Origin of the sequence: Sulfitobacter sp. EhC04 (assembly GCF_001650875.1) — a bacterium.
Taxonomy (GTDB): Bacteria; Pseudomonadota; Alphaproteobacteria; order Rhodobacterales; family Rhodobacteraceae; genus Sulfitobacter.
On the sequence record NZ_LXYI01000008.1, the window covers coordinates 157,178 to 172,789 of the forward strand.

A 15,612-nucleotide genomic window follows, 5' to 3' on the forward strand; every position below is an offset into this window, starting at 1 on the left:
GAAACCCGAAATGAACAAACTCAAGTATATCCCGCTGGCCACCGCGATTGCGTTGGTGCCCACGCTGGGGGCGGCCCAGGATGCGGAATTTGCATCACTCGCCCAGACAACATTCATCTTCAACACCCTGCTGTTCCTGATCGGCGGCTTTCTGGTGTTCTGGATGGCCGCAGGCTTTGCCATGCTCGAAGCCGGGCTGGTCCGGTCCAAGAACGTCACCACACAGTTGACCAAAAACATGGGCCTCTTTGGCATCGCCGCGATCATGTATTGGCTGATCGGCTACAACGTCATGTATCCCGGTGACGGCAACTGGATGATGGACGGCGTGCTTGGCACGATTTCCCCCAAGGACGTCAAAACGGAGATCGACGCAGGCGGCTATTCCAATGCTTCCGACTTTTTCTTTCAGTTGATGTTCTGCGCCACCACCGCCTCCATTGTTTCCGGCACACTGGCCGAACGTGTGAAACTGTGGCCCTTCCTGATCTTCGTTGTCGTGCTGACCGGCCTCATCTACCCGATCGAGGCATCCTGGCAGTGGGGCGGCGGTTTCCTTTCCGCGATGGGCTTCTCTGACTTTGCGGGCTCCACACTGGTGCATGCCGCAGGTGGTTTTGCTGCTCTTGCCGGTGCTCTCATCCTGGGGCCGCGCATCGGCAAATACGCAAAGGACGGTCGCGTGGTCCCCATGCCGGGTTCGAGCCTTCCGCTGGCCACACTGGGTACGTTCATCCTGTGGATGGGCTGGTTCGGCTTCAACGGTGCATCCCAGCTCGCCATGGGCACGCTGGAAGACGTCGATGCGGTTGCGCAGATCTTTGCCAACACCAACATGGCCGCAGCGGCCGGTGCGGTCGCGGCACTGATCCTGACACAGATCCTGTACCGCAAGGTCGACCTGACGATGGTTCTGAACGGCGCACTTGCCGGTCTGGTCTCCATCACCGCTGGACCGCTCGATCCGACGCTCTTTGGCGCACTCTGGATTGGCGCAGTGGGCGGTATCATCGTGGTCTTCGCGGTGCCGTTCCTTGACAAGCTCAAGATCGACGACGTGGTCGGTGCGATCCCGGTCCACCTGATCGCAGGTTTCTGGGGCACATTGGTGGTGCCGGTCTATACCGACGGGACATCCTTCGTGACACAGATCATCGGTTTTGTCGCCATCGGTGCCTTTGTCTTCATCTCAAGCTTCATCGTCTTCAGCATCCTGAAAGCCGTGGTGGGCATCCGGGTGAGCGAAGAAGCGGAAATCCAGGGCCTTGATACCACCGAGTTGGGCATGGAAGCCTATCCGGAGTTCTCAAAGGGCTGATCCCCCTCGAACCCTGTGGCAGCGAACCCGGCCTTTCGAGGCCGGGTTTTTTTATGCCGCTTGCGCCAATTGGCCCACCAGCCAAATCTGGCCGACCCGCGTTCATCAAGATCACCCTTTGGGAACCGCAACCATCCCTGCCGGGTTTCCATGTAGATCAGGCCGGACACGCGATCACCGCGAACCGTACCTGACCTACCCTGAGAGGATGAGATCATGGGTGAGATTGCAGACAAGACCAAAGGCAATGCCAACAAGGCCATCGGCGCCGCGAAATCCGCGGCGGGAAAAGCGACCGGAAATGACAAGCTGAGGGCCGAAGGCGAAGCCCAGAAGATCAAGGGTGACGCACAAAAGGCCAAGGGCGCGATCAAAGGCGCATTCGGCAACAAGGTCTGATCCCGCCGGTTTCCGGGATTGATTCATCCGGGGGCCCGCGCCGAATGATCGGCGCGGGCCCCTTTGATGTTATTCTCAGATTCCGACGTCGATAATCGCGCGGGCAAGGATCGGCACCGTCTGCTGGTTCAGACCGGCAATGTTCATCCGGCTGTCACTCACCATATAGACCCCATGTTTGGCACGCAGTTCCTCGACCTTGTCCGGCGTTGTACCAAGGCGCGAAAACATCCCGCGGTGCTGCGCAAGGAAACCGAAACGATCCGAGCCTGACAGGCGTTGCAATTCACCGGCAAGCTCGGTCCGCAGGTTCAGCATGGTGCCGCGCACGTCTTCCAACTCCTGCATCCAGTCCGCCCGCAGCGCCGCATCATTCAGAATCGTCGTCACGATCCGCGCCCCGTGGTCCGGCGGGAAGCTGTAGTTCTGGCGGTTGAGAAACGCCAACGTATCCTGATTGAGTTTGCGCGCTGCCGGGTCGGCAGCAATGGCCATCAGAAGACCTGTCCGTTCCCGGTAGATCCCGAAGTTCTTTGAACAACTGGCGGCAATCAGGCATTCCGGCACCGCTGCCACGATCTTGCGCGTCGCGGCGGCGTCTTCGTTCAGCCCGTCGCCAAAGCCCTGATAGGCGATGTCGATCATTGGCGTGGCACCGGTTTCCTGCAACACCTTGATCACGGCATCCCATTCGCTGGCGTTCAGGTTGGCCCCGGTCGGGTTGTGACAGCACCCGTGCAACAGGACCACGTCCCCCGCATGCGCTGCCTTGAGGTCCGCGATCATGCCGTCGAAATCAACGCCGCGCGTCTCATCGTCGAAATAGCGGTAATTCACCACCTCCATACCGAGGTATTTCAGGATCGACAGGTGGTTGGGCCAAGTCGGGTCCGACACAAACACCCGCGCATCGGGACGGGCCATCTGGATCAACTCAAACGCCTGACGCACCGCACCGGTGCCGCCTGGGGTCGCCGCCGCAGCCACGGTTTCACGCGCGACAGCCCCCGCCAGCACCAATTCGATCATCGCATCGGAAAAGGCCGGATCACCGACAAGCCCGGTATAGACCTTGCTGTTCTGTGACTGCCAAATCTGCTGCTCTGCCGCCTTTACCGCCCGCATCACAGGGGTGAGGCCCGTCGCGTCCTTGTAGACGCCGACACCAAGGTCGATCTTGTTGTCTCGGGGGTCGTCGCGGTACATCTGCATCAGGGCAAGGATCTTGTCCGCAGGCTGGCTTTGTAGGGTTTCGAACATCTTATGCGTCTCCGGTAGCGATTGGCACGGTGGGGAACATCCCCCATTCCGCCCATGATCCATCATAAAGCGACCAAGTGGTCTGTCCCATGCGTTCTAGCGCCAGCGCCAGGATCGCGGCGGTGACACCCGATCCGCAGGTCGTGATCACCGGTTTCACGGGATCGACGCCCGCGGCCTCGAAGACTGCGCGCAGTGCCTCGGGGGCCTTCATGGTCTTGTCATCGTTCAACAGGGTCTCGTAATGCACATTGCGCGACCCCGGAATGTGGCCCGCGCGCAGCCCCTCGCGTGGTTCGGGCGCATCGCCACGGAACCGGGCCGGGGGCCGGGCATCGACGATCTGCGGGTCCCCCAGCTTTGACGCCTGGGCCACCTGCGTGACATCCCGGACAAGCTGGTTTTGCAGGCGGACCGTCATGTGACGATCACGCGGAATTGGTGGCATGTCTTCTGTCGGCTGCCCTTCGGCCACCCATTTCGGCAAGCCGCCATCCAGCACAGCGACATTTTCCTGCCCCATAAGGCGGAACAGCCACCAGACCCGCGCAGCAGACAGCAGACCGGCCCCGTCATAGACCACCACCTGATGCCCGTCGCCCACGCCCATCGCGCGCATCCGCGACATGAATTTTTCAACCGGCGGTGCCATATGCGGCAAGTCAGAGCGCCCATCCGAAATTTCATCAATGTCGAAAAACCGGGCACCGGGAATATGGCCAGCGTCATATTCGGCCTTGGCGTCACGGCCAGCGTCCGGCAGATACCATGAGGCATCCAGCAACCGCAGGTCCGGGTCCTTGAGGTGCTTGGCCAGCCACGCGGTGGACACGAGCGTCTTGGGATCATCAACCATGGGCAGTCCTTCCAGAAAATGGCTCCATTCTTGCCTAGCCGCGCTGATGCAAACTGGCAAGAGCGCGCCCCGACGTTGGGTTGATTAGGGGCGTTCCTGACCGGGAAACGGGTCAGTTTCCTGCAACAAAGCGCTGTCCGAAATGTCGGACCACCACGCCGAGAGGTCAGGATAGTCCGCCAGGACCTCTGCCCCCGCCTTGACCCGCGTCAGATAGTCGATGACCGGGGCCAGATGCAGATCGGCAAGGGTCAAACCCTGCGCGCGCAGCACCAGCCCTTCCGCCGCGATGGTATCGAGAAGCTTCAGGCCCGGCCTGCCTGCTGCGATGCCGGTCGCGACCTGATCGAAGTCACCGGATTCGTTCATCAGCGGCGCATAGAACCCATTGGAGAACACCTGCCGGACAAGCGGCCAGTATAGGCTGGTATCCACAATGCCAAAGACCTGATCCATCCGCGCCAGCGCCTGTGCGTCATTGGGCATAAGATGCCTGGCACCGCAGGTCCGCGCCAGATACCGCAGGATCGCCGCCGTTTCGGTCAGCGAAAAATCACCGCGGCGCAGGACCGGCACCCGACCAAGCGGCGTGAAACGAACCAACGCGGGCGGATCGGTAAACGGGTCCACCTCGATATAGCTGGCCTGCAGGCCCATTTCGATCAGGGCCATCCGGACGATCCGGGTGTAAACCGAATGCCGGAACCCGATCAGCGTGAACCCGTCAGCCATGATCTTTGAGCAGACGCGCCTTTTGCCGCGACCAGTCGCGCTTTGCCGCAGTCTCGCGCTTGTCGTGATTCTTCTTGCCCTTGGCGACGCCGATCTTCAGCTTGGCCATGCCGCGATGGTTGAAATACATCACCAGCGGCACCAGCGTCATCCCCTTGCGCTGGGTGGCATTCCACAAATCCGCCATTTGCTTGCGCGAGACGAGCAGTTTGCGCCGCCGCCTTTCGTCATGCTGAAAGGTCTTGGCCTGCGCATAGGGCGCAACGTAGGAATTGACCAACCACAGCTCGCCCTCTTCAACCGCCGCATAGCTTTCCGCGATATTCGCGCCGCCTTGGCGAAGGGACTTCACCTCCGACCCCTCCAGGATGAGACCGCATTCGATGTCTTCCTCGATAGCGTAATCATACCGCGCCCGGCGGTTTTCAGCGATCACCTTGTAATTGGGATCAGATTTCGTGGCGGTTTTGACCTGGGACATGCAGGGAGATGTAGAGCGCGCCCCAAGCCAGCGCAAGGTTCGGCAACGGGCTTTCGCAGTTGTATTGTCCACAATACGGAAAACACCGATGGCATTGTCCACAACTTCGAGGAGAGTTCACCATATTTTCGCCAAATTCATGTGGCAGATAAAAGGCAGTAACGTGACGAAAAGGGGATGTCATGCGTCTTATACTCGCCTTGGCGGGCCTTGCCCTGAGCCTGTCATTCAGCGGCCCTGCCAGCGCCGCTGAAAGAATGAATATCCTTGTCATGGGCGACAGCTTCATGACGTCGAACGGGTCCGAAAATGAATCCTTTCCGGACGTCCTGTCTGATCTGCTGCGCACAAAGATCAAAAGCACCGCCGTCGCCGGCGCGCGGCATCTCTACAACCTGCCCCTGACCGGCAGCCTTGGCATGAAAATCGCCAAGCAATACCGGGCCGGAAAGTGGGATTATGTGGTGATGAATGGCGGTGGCAACGACCTATGGATGGGGTGTGGCTGCGGAAAATGTACCCGCAAGATGGAAAAGCTGATCACGGCGGACGGCAAGCGCGGCGCGATCCCTTCGACCGTGCTGCGCGCGCGCCGTGACGGTGCGCAGGTCATCTATGTCGGCTATTTGCGCAGCCCTGGCCGGGGGTCTCCGATCGAGGCCTGCAAACCCTTGGGCGATAAAATGGAAGCGCGGATTGCAAGACTGGCAGCGCTCGACCCAGGTTTTACCTTTGTCTCGCTCGCTGACATGGTGCCTTATGGCGACGGCAGCTTTCATGCGGCGGATATGATCCACCCCTCCGCCAAAGGGAGTGCCGCCGCAGCGCAGCGCGTCCTGGCAGCAATCTCTGGCGCGCACTAGCCTATTGTCTGCGTTTCTGACCGCGGCGCAGATGATGTACCGCAAGCAGCACTGAAAGCGTGGCGGCAATGCCGCCGCCCCAGACAATGACGTGAGCATGGTGGATGTGGCCCAGCACCCGCGCCAGAATCGCGCCGACAAGGTGCCCGACCACGATATAGAACATTGCCCAAATTGCAGCGGAAGCAGCAGTGATCGCACCATAGCGGCGATAGGTGATCTGCGTCTGGGCCAATGCAAAGGGGAACAGTATCCGCATGCCGGGTATGAACCGGAACAACGCGGCAAACCGGCCGGGCTGCGCTCTGATCTTGCCCATTACAGATGCAATCCGGCTGCCCGCCAATTGTCGCTGCACAAACAGATGAGCCCGGAACCGCCGCCCGAGCCAGAAAAACAGCGTATCCGCGACCCAGGCTCCCGACCCGATGGCCAGCAGAACCGGGACAAACGGCAACATATGCCGGTGCACCAGCGCGCCCCCGGTGATCGCAACGGATTCCCCTTCGACAAGACACCCAAGAAAAAGCGCCGGCACACCAAAATAGCTGACAAGGCTTTCCAGGCTCATGGCATCGCCCCTTGGGCAGGGCCAGCCATCGCCCCTAGTCGCCTAATTTGGCATGCACTTCGTCCAGGTCGATTTCACCCACCGGCATCTTGTTGCCCGGATTCTCGAAATCATACTTGAACAATTCAAAGTCGCGTTTGTAGATTTCGCGCACCAGATGCATCGACAGATCGTCGAAGTAATCCTCTACCGGATGTGCCCGTTTGGGGCCGTGCCCCTCGCTCTCGTTGAAGCGCGGGATATCGGCAAGTTGGACCAGGTGCGATGTGTCAATCGCATCCAGCACGTCCTGCATCCCGTCATTGAATGCCTCGGTCCAGAATATCTTGTCATAGCGCCCACCATTCACGATGAAGGTGCTGACATGGCCGGACATGGCCGACCAGTGAATGTCAGGGTCCATCGGCCGCCGCCACCGGATGGTATCGCGGGCGAACAACAGGAACCTGCGGAAACTGGCAATCTGGTCGAACTCCTGCTTGCCGTCATCGCCCCCCACCTCGATGCCATATTTCTGGATCAGAAGGGGGACCAGGTTGCCGCGATACCGTTTGCCGTTTCGCTGGATGCCACAGATCTTGTCGAAGAACGAACTCAATATCCGCGTGTAGGGATTGCGCACGCAGGTAAAGGCATAGGACTTGTGGCCCTTGACGTTCTCGGTGATCGGCAGTTGCGATGCATCCAGCGCCCATTTATGCAGTCCGGACTGCGCGTCATGGATGTCACCGTCGAAAAACGTGCCGTGGTCGGAGTAGTACATGATCTGCCCGATTGTCGAACAGGCACACTTGGGCACCACCCGATAGACCACGCTTTCGCTTTCCGTCATCCATGTTCCGGGGAACCCCATAGTCGACTGCCTCTCGCTCATTCTATCATGACTGTTTTCAGCAACAGTTTTGAGTTGCCGCAAAAAAGCAAATAAATGCGGTTTATTCAATGTTGCTTCATCATTATCTAGGTAAACAATACAAGGTAAAGAGGCAGTTCGTTTCCCCCGTGGCCAAAATTGCTTACATACTGCTCTGTCACAAGGACCCGTTTGCGATCATCCGGCAGGCTGAGCGGCTGACGACGGCCGGGGACTATATGTCGATCCACTTCGACTCTCGGGCGAAGCCCGCCCATTACCAACAGATCCGCGCGGCATTGGACGACAACCCGAATGTGATCTTCGCAAAGAAACGCGTGAAATGCGGCTGGGGAGAATGGTCTTTGGTGCAGGCAACGCTCAGCGCCCTGACCTCAGCAGTGGAGGCGTTTCCGCGGGCAACACATTTCTACATGCTGTCCGGCGACTGCATGGCGATCAAGTCGGCGGAATATACCCATCAGTTTCTTGACGACAATGATGCCGACTTTATCGAAAGCTTCGACTACTTCGAAAGCGACTGGATCAAGACAGGCTGGAAAGAGGAACGTCTGATCTATCGGCACTGGTTCAATGAACGGACCCAGAAAAAGCGGTTCTACTGGATGTACGAGGTCCAGAAAAAACTGGGGCTGACCCGCAACATTCCCGCCGACCTGCAGATCATGATCGGCAGCCAGTGGTGGTGCCTGCGCCGCCGCACGGTGGAATGGCTGCTGGATTTCGTGAAAAAGCGCCGCGATGTCGTCCGCTTCTTCCGGTCCACCTGGATACCCGATGAAACCTTCTTTCAGACGCTGGTTCGCCACCTGGTGCCCGAGGTCGAAATCCGATGCCGGACCCTGACCTTCCTGATGTTCACGGATTACGGGATGCCGGTCAATTTCTACAATGACCACTATGAGCTGCTGCTTAGCCAGGATTACCTTTTCGCCCGCAAGATCAGCCCGGAGGCGCAGGATCTGAAACGCAGGCTCGGGCTGCTCTACGCCGCCGAAGGCGTCCAGTTCCAGATCAGCAACGAAGGTCGCGGCCTGTTCAAGTTCCTGTCAGGCCGGGGCCGGATCGGCCGCCGCTTTGCCACCCGTTTCTGGGAAACCGAAAGCACGCTGGGCCGCGAACGCGAACTGCTGATCGTTGTCTGCAAGAAATGGCATGTCGCCAAAAGGGTCCTGGATCGCATCCGGCAGGTCACCAATGTCCCCGCGATCGAATACCTCTTCAACGAAGAGGACACGACCCTGCCCGACCTGGGCGGGATCCAGAACACACTGGAAAAACGTCACCGCCACCGGCGGGCCTTGATGCGGATGCTGTTCGACTATTTCGAAACCGACCGCATGATTGTCTGCATGGACCCTGGCAACATCGAGCTTCTGAACGACTTCGCCTCGGATCGCTCCATCACCCGCATCCTCGAAATCGAATGCCAATTCACGGACAATTACCTGATCGGCCACGCGATGCGCGTGGGCCTCGCCGGGGAACAGACATCGCAGGACACGCTGGAACGCCTGCTGCCTACGATCCGAAATGACATGGTGCACGAAAGCGACCGCATCCGCGATGCCCAGTTCGAGAACCATATCCGCATCCGCGAGGCTGCCGAACCTGAGGTCAACGCAGAAAACCTTGAGAAATTCCTGAACATCTCCAAGGACAAGGCGCGCGAAATCGCCAAGACCGACTACCTCTTCGCGGACTGACGCCGATCATCATTCTTTTTGCCGCAAATACTCCGCAGGGAGTGTGAGGGGGCGCGCAGCCCCCTCATCAGCAAAAAACGAGTCGGATGCGGCGCAGCCTCACATTCGGATCACGACCGCGCGGTCACTTTTTCGCCCGCCAGCTGCCAAACCACCGTGACAGCCCCTGCCGTTTCTCTGCCAGGTCATCCTCGAGCGCCTCAAGCGTCGGGTCGATCCGCGCCCGCCGGAACCGCCGCCAGCGGACCCAGATGCCATAGACCAGGGCAAAAAATACCACGAGAATGAAAATGTTCAGCCAGGGTATCCCCTTGGACGCATCGGGCCCCTCGACCTTGCGCAGGGAAATGGCATTGGGGAATACCGTCAGAAACTCGTTGCGCCAGCCATAATGCTTGACCGCATACCACGACGATGCCGCTCCGGTCGACTTTGCATCCGCAGCCTCGGCCTGCAGGTTGGACGTGTCGAATTTGAAATAGGGCGGCCAGCCCCAGCCTGTATCCTCGTTGCGATAGACCATGACGTCGCCCTTGGCCCGCCGCGTCTGGATGAAGAACACATCCCGGTTCGCCAGCGTCCCGTCCGTACCCACATCCGCCTGCGCCCAGAAGATCGAATTCTCACCCGGATCGACACGCTTCTCGTAGGTATCCGTGATCCGCACGATGTCTGTCTGCGGCAGCGTATAATGAAAAAACGCGGCCACCAGCACCCAGATGGTGATCCAGAAAACCCACTTGATAATCGCCATCTTGGTCCCTCTCAGGAAAAATTCGTCAGATAGATGATCACACCGATCACCACGATTGGCACGATGTAGACACCCAGGATCAGCTTGCGCCTTATGGACCCGTCATAGCGTTCCAGCCCGCGCTGCACAAACGTGTCGCGGTCCACCAACTGCTTGCCTTCGTACCACTTTTTGCGCAGTTTCGACCGCCGCACGCTGCGCGAATAGAACGACAGGCAGACATAGATCACCGTCAAAACGATGAACCCCATCACCACAAGACGTGCCAATGCAAACATCTATCTCTCCCTCACCGCGCCCCAGGGGCCGACGCGGGCGATCATGTCGGACACCGGGTCAGGCCTGCGGGGGGCGGGCTCTTCCATCGGCGCGTCGTGTCCGAACAGCGCCGCCCGCGCGCCCGCCTTGTCCATCTGATACTCGGCCACGAGGAAATCGGCAACATAGGCCTTCTTCGCCTCCGGCCAGCGCGCATAGGTCTGGTAGAACAATTCCTTGTGGCAGATGAACATCTGCCGCGCGTCCTTGGGTGCCAGTTCTGCCAGCAACATGTTCACCAGCGCCGCATCCTTGGTGTCGCTGGCGCGCAGGGTGTAGAAATACGCCGGATGGTCCGAGGATATCCGCGGCCAGTTGCCGCCGTTCTCGGCCCAGTTCACCAGCGCACCCACCGCGTGAAACTCCTCAGGCAACTTGTCCACATGTTCACGCGCCAGGCGCCGCATATCGGCACGCGTGGCCCCGGTCAGGTCGCCCCCCTGATCCGCCACCGCGTCGATCAGGATGAAATCCATCTTCTGCCGCAGGATCGCCGCCGAATTGATGCCCCGCGCCTCCACAATCGTTTCGGTCAGGCCGTTGTATTCGAAAAACTTCGCAAGCTGGTTCCGGTCGTCGGCGTCAAAGACATATTTGATCGGCAGATCGCCCAGATGATCCTTGCCACTTGGCGCAATCACCGCCGGATGGTCCAGTTCCTGAAACAGGTAGAGCCCGCCAAAATGCGCTGTCCAGAAATTCCGCTGGTCAAAGGACATCTGGCGCAGCTTGACCGGGTTGCGCACCACATCGCCGGTCTTGCCCGCCAGTTCGATCATCTGCGCGATCAGCACATCGTCATACCAGCCGTCTTTTTCGGTCTTGAACCGGTCCACCATCTGCCCCAGCTTCGCCGCATCCCGCACCGTGCCTGCGGTCGTGTCGGCTTCCAGCTTCACCCGCCGTATGTCGAACAGCCGCTTTGGCTCTGACACATCGTAAACGGAGTTCACCAACTCCCCCGCCACCGCGTCGCGGGCGGTCAGCGCAAACAACTGCGCCTCATTCTCGGCGATGAACTGCTGCAGGATACCGCGAGAGGTGGAGAATTTCATGTTGAGCAAAGGCGCCGTCCGCTGCTCCATGCTCAGCAGGATGAACTGCCGGTTCACGCCTGCATGGTTGAGGTAGAGGTGATCATTGAGTTCATCCCCCACCTCAGGCGAATAGCCCGAGATGTCGACGTGGAAATCGGTGAGTTTGGTGCGTTTCCCGGTGAGGTGTTCCAGCGCGCGGTTGTAGCGGTCCACGAGGGCGGGCGAGGCGACGTGGAACAGATTGCCGAACATGAGTCCGTGGCGGATGAGACGGTTCATTAATCGAAACTCCAGACATTCATCGCGAAGTAAGTCACGAAGACCCTGAACTCCAGTTCATCTCTGGTTGTGTTCTGCCCCAAAACACCAAAGACCCCGTGATCTTCAAACGTTACTTTCAGCACGCTCCCACTCTCTGATGGGTTCGAGCTTGGAAACGTGCGAAGACATTCGGCACCATAAAAATCACTATTCGTTTGATTGATCGGAGTACCGATCACACATAAGACTGACCTTCTGAAACTACGGGCATGCCAGTAATATCTTGGCTTTACCGTCCAGGATATGAAGTTGAGGTTCTGCACTTGCAGTCCACTTTCCCACCAATCCGTTTGCGGAATAGTGGAAATAACCTCAAAGAGGTTTGCCGCGGAATTCTTTACTCGATCAATTCTCGCTTGAATATTTCCATGTAAGCAAACAACAGGAAGCTTCGGCTCGTTTTTACCCATTCGATTGCAGCCAAAGAATTCGGGCACGGCGACACCGGAGTTTCGCAGCAAGACTCGCGAAAACTCATCGTCCGTGAATTTTTCGATAATCAGCGGGTCCTCTTCATCCGGATGAACCGGCGCTGCGAATAGAAGACACACTAAGATAGAATAGACGACTATTGGAAACACATTCATAGGGACCCAAACCGGGGCTCCTCCCGTTCGCGGTGGAAAGGCTCCACTGGAGCCTTTCTTAGTCACCCCTCACCCCCACTCAAATACCGCTTCTTCGCCTCTTCCATCCGCCCCATCTCCCGCACCGCGTTCTCAATCGCCACCTCGTCCGACTTGTCCGCATAGCGGAACTCTGAATCCGCGTAGCGGTTGATCTCCTGTATCACCATCTCCACCGTGATCGGCTGGCGCATGTCCTCGATCATCGCTTTCTTCTCGTCATACCCTTTGAACAGGAACAGCTCCGGGTTCTCCATCCATTCGTCGGGCAGTTCAAAGTCCATCGCCCGCACCTTCACCGCGTCGGTGATGTTCTTGATCGCCCGCCCCGTGAACCGCTCGTCCGCCTCCTGTATCCCCTTCAGGTACGTCCCCAGCTTGTTGATCGTATCCAAGGCCCCGATCCGGTCCTGCACCGCCTCGAACACCTTCACCAGCCCCGCCTCATGCGGGCGGGAGTGCGATTCAAACGACGCCGCGACCGCCTTCTTGATCGCCTGCGCCTCGAACACATTATGATCGCCCAGCGGGATGTCGTGGTTCCTGCCCATCAGCAGATACAGGATATCGACGTAATCTTCCCGCGTCTGCGGCCCGTCCACCAGGAACCGCGCGCCCGCCCGCTGGCGCAGGGCGTCATCCACGTTCTCCGGGTAATTCGAGAACATGCCGAAGGTGCAGTTCCCCCGCACCACCGTATTGGCCCCGGCAAAACTTTCCATCAGCACGGCAGTGATCTCCAACTGCCCCGCGCTTGACTGCCTGTCGCCGCGCTTGCCCGCCAACTGGTCGATGTCGTCAATGGTCCCGAACCCGATCACCGAGGGGTCGATGATGTTGTTGATAAAGGCTTTGGCGTTCTGCCCCGACTTGCCCTGATAGCTGTCGATGTTGTCCGTGCTCAGGTTCTGATAGCGGAACGGATAGCCCGCGTTGCCGCAATATTCGCTGATCAGCCCCGCCATCATCTGGATCAGCGTGGTCTTGCCCGTCCCCGGCGCGCCGTCGCCCATAAAGGTAAAGATGAACCCGCCCAGATCGGCAAAAGGGTTCAGGCGGCGGTCGAAATCATAGGCCATCAGCATCTTGGCCAGTTTCATCGCCTGATATTTGGCTATGTGGTTGCCCACGACCTCATTCGGCTTTTTGAAGGTCATCGTGAGCTTGGTCGATTTCGCCTTCGACGCGGGCGAGAACCCGGATACCGTGAAATCATCCGCCTCGATCCGCCAGGATGCCCCCTTGTACCCCTCAAGGCGTGGGGCGGACTGCGCACGCAGCGCGACCTTTTCCATCAGCGCCTCGGCAAAGGCGCTGACCGTGGCCACCAGCCGCGCGTCGTCCTGCGCGTTGGCCGCGATGTCTTGATCCAGTTCCCAGAGCGCGCCATGCAGGGCGGTTTGCCCATTGTCGGTCAGGACCTCGTCCACATCGCCGACCTCGACCGTTGTTTCGGACAGGTGGGATGACAGCAAATAGGCCGTGGCATTGCCAAAGACATAAAGCGTCACCAGCGCCTCAGCCGCCAACAGCTCAGAGAATTCGGACTTGCGGGCGGCTGGCAATGATCCTTCGAGGTTGGCGCGCTTCAGATCGCCCAGCCCGGATTGCTCCGCCACGTTCTCTGCCACGGCCAGCGCGATGGCAGTGGCGCGGCGCAGGGCGTGCATAACGGTAGCCTGCAAGGGCGTGACCAATGTGTCACCATCATCCGCCCCTTCGATCCGCGCCAGAAGCTGCACGGCACCGCTGGGCGTGGTCCGCCGCGTGGCCAGACCCGGCGTGGTGCTGCGAAACCGCCGCCGCGTGCCAATGCCCGACGACCGTTCTGCCCGAGGCGCTTCATCTGAGGGCTTGCCGATGCGCGGCGCGTGGTCGAAACCCTCCAGCAGGGACTGCGCCACGCTCACGTGCTTTGCAATGTCCTCTTCCCGAAGCTCCATTGCGTCAGATGTCTGGCTCATATTTCAAACTCATTTTCATTGTTCAACAAATACACTCTTCTGGCGCAGCTTCACTAGGGCCTGTGGATATTCATCTTCCGCCACCCGCGCGAGTCGGATTTTGCCGCTGGCGCTCTGATTTGAGCGCAGCAATGTGATCATTGGAAGCGAAAATCCGAGATGGCAGAGGCAAAATCCGCCGCGCCCTGCAAGGGTTTCGCCAAAATTGCCCATTTCTGCGTTAAGAGAACTTGAAATAGCTGGCTATTCCTGCGCTCTCTTGCCTGGAACTGAGCAATTTTGGACTGAAACGGGTGGTGGAAGATGAATGTCCACAGGCCCTAATATCGCAGAACCCGTCCTTTTTGGCTGACCACGTATTTCCGCACCGAGGCAAATCCGGGGGGGCGTTTTTCCTCCAACACCTGATATGGCCGCTGGGGCAGGATGATGCTGCGCTCCGTTCGCGTCGCCCCCAGGTCCGGCCCCTGCACGCCAAAGGGGTCGAGCGCGAAGACTTCACGCTCCACGGTGGAGAACCAGCCGGATTTCTCTTCGATCACCCGGTCGCTCACCAGTTCCTCCTCGGTCCAGACCAGCGCCCAATCCTGGCCTGCAGGCGCGTTTGCCTCTGCCAGCACCTCGCGCAGGGGGCCGGCCTGCCGGGTGTAGGCATGGCTGTACATCGGCCCCAGATGGAACCGGCGCAAGCGCTTGGGGTGCAGGTCGTCAAAATCCTGATCAAAGCCGCGCGCGATGGTCAGCAGTTTCAGCCCACCCAGCGCCTGCGCGCTCAGATGCGCCTGCACCTCGGGCCAGCGCCGCTGGTCCTTGGGCAGGCCGATATGGCCCGTGTCCTCCAGTTCCATCAGGTAGATGACCGGCAGATTGACCTCTGAATCATAGGTGGCCCAGTGCAGGCGGAACCGTCGGCGCCCCTCGCCGATATTGCCCATCCAGGCCGCCTGCGGGTCGTTGTGCACCCAGAACAGATCACCCCGCGCCAGTTCCGCGTAGTAGAGCCGTTGCGAAAGGGCGAATTGCAGCTTGGTGGGAATTTTCTGGTCGCCCAGGATGGTCTGCACCATCTCATCCTTCAGTCGCGCTTCGGACGGCATGTTTTCCAGGTGTTTCGCGGCCTGTTGCGCGTCATTGGCCATGGTCATGATTTCTGCCGCCACCGGAAAGCCGCTGTCGCGGTTGTCCATGGTCAACGAGCCAAAGAAACGTCCCGTTTCACGCCCCACCAACAGATACTTGTAGCTGAGCGCGCGAAAACTATGGGTCAGCTTGGCGGCATAGCGGGTGAGGATCTCGATTTCCGCCCGGTCCAGCGCCCCTTCCGCCTCCATCACGCCGGCCACATGCAACATGTGCTGCATGATCCCTTCGAACTTGGCGAAGTAGCGGCGCGAAGCGAATGTGTCGGTGAGGCCGATGTGATCGTTGGCGGGGTCGGTCACGGGAGTTTCACGTCATCCTCGGGCTTGACCCGAGGATCTCTCGCGATCACGCGCTTCGTTTCACGCGATCCTCGGGTCAAGCCCGAGGAT

General features: G+C 59.3%; 17 protein-coding genes. 4 read left to right on the forward strand and 13 right to left on the reverse strand.

Features of this window, described 5'->3' with window-relative positions:
* Nucleotides 1-10 precede the first annotated feature (10 nt).
* Both A8B82_RS03695 and A8B82_RS03700 read left to right on the forward strand, forming a co-directional pair.
* Nucleotides 11-1,318 carry an ammonium transporter gene (locus A8B82_RS03695; protein ID WP_067288317.1) on the forward strand — a complete coding sequence of 436 codons (1,308 nt, stop codon included), beginning with the start codon at nt 11-13 and terminating at the stop codon, nt 1,316-1,318.
* 216 nt (nt 1,319-1,534) lie between these two features.
* Nucleotides 1,535-1,717 carry a CsbD family protein gene (locus tag A8B82_RS03700; RefSeq protein ID WP_067288319.1) on the forward strand — a complete coding sequence of 61 codons (183 nt, stop codon included), beginning with the start codon at nt 1,535-1,537 and terminating at the stop codon, nt 1,715-1,717.
* 75 nt (nt 1,718-1,792) lie between these two features.
* On the opposite strand, the gene A8B82_RS03705 is transcribed toward A8B82_RS03700, so the two are convergent.
* From A8B82_RS03705 to smpB, 4 genes are all read right to left on the reverse strand, one after another.
* Nucleotides 1,793-2,977 carry an amino acid aminotransferase gene (locus A8B82_RS03705; RefSeq protein ID WP_067288321.1) on the reverse strand — a complete coding sequence of 395 codons (1,185 nt, stop codon included), beginning with the start codon at nt 2,975-2,977 and terminating at the stop codon, nt 1,793-1,795.
* Nucleotide 2,978: 1 nt separating this feature from the next.
* Nucleotides 2,979-3,833, reverse strand: coding sequence for a 3-mercaptopyruvate sulfurtransferase (sseA, locus tag A8B82_RS03710; RefSeq protein WP_067288328.1), 855 nt, complete (start codon nt 3,831-3,833; stop codon nt 2,979-2,981).
* A gap of 84 nt (nt 3,834-3,917) precedes the next feature.
* The gene (locus A8B82_RS03715) at nt 3,918-4,565 is read right to left on the reverse strand and encodes a glutathione S-transferase family protein (RefSeq protein WP_067288330.1); all 648 of its coding nucleotides are present in this window, start codon (nt 4,563-4,565) and stop codon (nt 3,918-3,920) included.
* Nucleotides 4,558-5,046, reverse strand: coding sequence for an SsrA-binding protein SmpB (smpB, locus tag A8B82_RS03720; protein ID WP_067288333.1), 489 nt, complete (start codon nt 5,044-5,046; stop codon nt 4,558-4,560). The genes A8B82_RS03715 and smpB overlap by 8 nt, the downstream gene beginning before the upstream one ends.
* A 182-nt stretch (nt 5,047-5,228) precedes the next feature.
* Here smpB and A8B82_RS03725 point away from each other — a divergent pair, with 182 nt between their 5' ends.
* Nucleotides 5,229-5,909, forward strand: a complete 681-nt coding sequence (locus tag A8B82_RS03725; RefSeq protein WP_067288334.1) for an SGNH/GDSL hydrolase family protein — start codon at nt 5,229-5,231, stop codon at nt 5,907-5,909.
* Nucleotide 5,910: 1 nt separating this feature from the next.
* Here the strand turns inward: A8B82_RS03725 and A8B82_RS03730 are convergent, their stop codons facing one another.
* Both A8B82_RS03730 and A8B82_RS03735 read right to left on the reverse strand, forming a co-directional pair.
* Nucleotides 5,911-6,480, reverse strand: coding sequence for a DedA family protein (locus tag A8B82_RS03730; RefSeq protein WP_067288340.1), 570 nt, complete (start codon nt 6,478-6,480; stop codon nt 5,911-5,913).
* Nucleotides 6,481-6,514: 34 nt separating this feature from the next.
* Nucleotides 6,515-7,333: a sulfotransferase family protein gene (locus A8B82_RS03735; protein WP_067288342.1), complete on the reverse strand. Its 819-nt coding sequence runs from the start codon at nt 7,331-7,333 to the stop codon at nt 6,515-6,517.
* Nucleotides 7,334-7,482: 149 nt separating this feature from the next.
* Between A8B82_RS03735 and A8B82_RS03740 the strand changes: the two genes are divergently transcribed.
* Nucleotides 7,483-9,060, forward strand: a complete 1,578-nt coding sequence (locus tag A8B82_RS03740; RefSeq protein ID WP_067288343.1) for a DUF5928 domain-containing protein — start codon at nt 7,483-7,485, stop codon at nt 9,058-9,060.
* A gap of 124 nt (nt 9,061-9,184) precedes the next feature.
* Here A8B82_RS03740 and A8B82_RS03745 read toward each other — a convergent pair whose 3' ends face one another.
* The 7 genes from A8B82_RS03745 to A8B82_RS03775 form a co-directional block, all read right to left on the reverse strand.
* Complete coding sequence (locus tag A8B82_RS03745) at nt 9,185-9,814, reverse strand: DUF1523 family protein (protein ID WP_067288344.1); 630 nt, start codon at nt 9,812-9,814, stop codon at nt 9,185-9,187.
* A gap of 11 nt (nt 9,815-9,825) precedes the next feature.
* Entirely contained in the window at nt 9,826-10,092 is a 267-nt protein-coding gene (locus A8B82_RS03750) for a hypothetical protein (protein ID WP_067288346.1), read from the reverse strand.
* Nucleotides 10,093-11,448, reverse strand: a complete 1,356-nt coding sequence (locus tag A8B82_RS03755; protein ID WP_067288348.1) for a DUF6638 family protein — start codon at nt 11,446-11,448, stop codon at nt 10,093-10,095.
* Nucleotides 11,448-12,143 (reverse strand): hypothetical protein, encoded by a 696-nt coding sequence (locus A8B82_RS03760; RefSeq protein WP_138069657.1) that lies wholly within the window; start codon nt 12,141-12,143, stop codon nt 11,448-11,450. Before A8B82_RS03760 ends, A8B82_RS03755 begins: the two co-directional genes overlap by 1 nt.
* On the reverse strand, nt 12,140-14,080 hold the full coding sequence (locus A8B82_RS03765; protein WP_067288352.1) for an ATP-binding protein: 1,941 nt from the start codon (nt 14,078-14,080) through the stop codon (nt 12,140-12,142). The genes A8B82_RS03760 and A8B82_RS03765 overlap by 4 nt, the downstream gene beginning before the upstream one ends.
* A 15-nt stretch (nt 14,081-14,095) precedes the next feature.
* On the reverse strand, nt 14,096-14,293 hold the full coding sequence (locus tag A8B82_RS24465) for a hypothetical protein (protein ID WP_067288353.1): 198 nt from the start codon (nt 14,291-14,293) through the stop codon (nt 14,096-14,098).
* Between the two features lie 107 nt (nt 14,294-14,400).
* Nucleotides 14,401-15,522, reverse strand: a complete 1,122-nt coding sequence (locus A8B82_RS03775; protein WP_067288354.1) for a hypothetical protein — start codon at nt 15,520-15,522, stop codon at nt 14,401-14,403.
* Nucleotides 15,523-15,612: the final 90 nt, after the last annotated feature.

What these genes read in the sequence shown, in the direction of transcription:
- A8B82_RS03730 (WP_067288340.1), bottom strand. Translation starts at nt 6,480, where the DNA reads ATGAGCCTGGAAAGCCTTGTCAGCTATTTTGGTGTGCCGGCGCTTTTT.
- A8B82_RS03750 (WP_067288346.1), bottom strand. Translation starts at nt 10,092, where the DNA reads ATGTTTGCATTGGCACGTCTTGTGGTGATGGGGTTCATCGTTTTGACG.
- A8B82_RS03745 (WP_067288344.1), bottom strand. Translation starts at nt 9,814, where the DNA reads ATGGCGATTATCAAGTGGGTTTTCTGGATCACCATCTGGGTGCTGGTG.
- A8B82_RS03765 (WP_067288352.1), bottom strand. Translation starts at nt 14,080, where the DNA reads ATGAGCCAGACATCTGACGCAATGGAGCTTCGGGAAGAGGACATTGCA.
- sseA (WP_067288328.1), bottom strand. Translation starts at nt 3,833, where the DNA reads ATGGTTGATGATCCCAAGACGCTCGTGTCCACCGCGTGGCTGGCCAAG.
- A8B82_RS03735 (WP_067288342.1), bottom strand. Translation starts at nt 7,333, where the DNA reads ATGGGGTTCCCCGGAACATGGATGACGGAAAGCGAAAGCGTGGTCTAT.
- A8B82_RS03725 (WP_067288334.1), top strand. Translation starts at nt 5,229, where the DNA reads ATGCGTCTTATACTCGCCTTGGCGGGCCTTGCCCTGAGCCTGTCATTC.
- smpB (WP_067288333.1), bottom strand. Translation starts at nt 5,046, where the DNA reads ATGTCCCAGGTCAAAACCGCCACGAAATCTGATCCCAATTACAAGGTG.
- A8B82_RS03700 (WP_067288319.1), top strand. Translation starts at nt 1,535, where the DNA reads ATGGGTGAGATTGCAGACAAGACCAAAGGCAATGCCAACAAGGCCATC.
- A8B82_RS03755 (WP_067288348.1), bottom strand. Translation starts at nt 11,448, where the DNA reads ATGAACCGTCTCATCCGCCACGGACTCATGTTCGGCAATCTGTTCCAC.
- A8B82_RS03695 (WP_067288317.1), top strand. Translation starts at nt 11, where the DNA reads ATGAACAAACTCAAGTATATCCCGCTGGCCACCGCGATTGCGTTGGTG.
- A8B82_RS03715 (WP_067288330.1), bottom strand. Translation starts at nt 4,565, where the DNA reads ATGGCTGACGGGTTCACGCTGATCGGGTTCCGGCATTCGGTTTACACC.
- A8B82_RS24465 (WP_067288353.1), bottom strand. Translation starts at nt 14,293, where the DNA reads ATGGGCAATTTTGGCGAAACCCTTGCAGGGCGCGGCGGATTTTGCCTC.
- A8B82_RS03705 (WP_067288321.1), bottom strand. Translation starts at nt 2,977, where the DNA reads ATGTTCGAAACCCTACAAAGCCAGCCTGCGGACAAGATCCTTGCCCTG.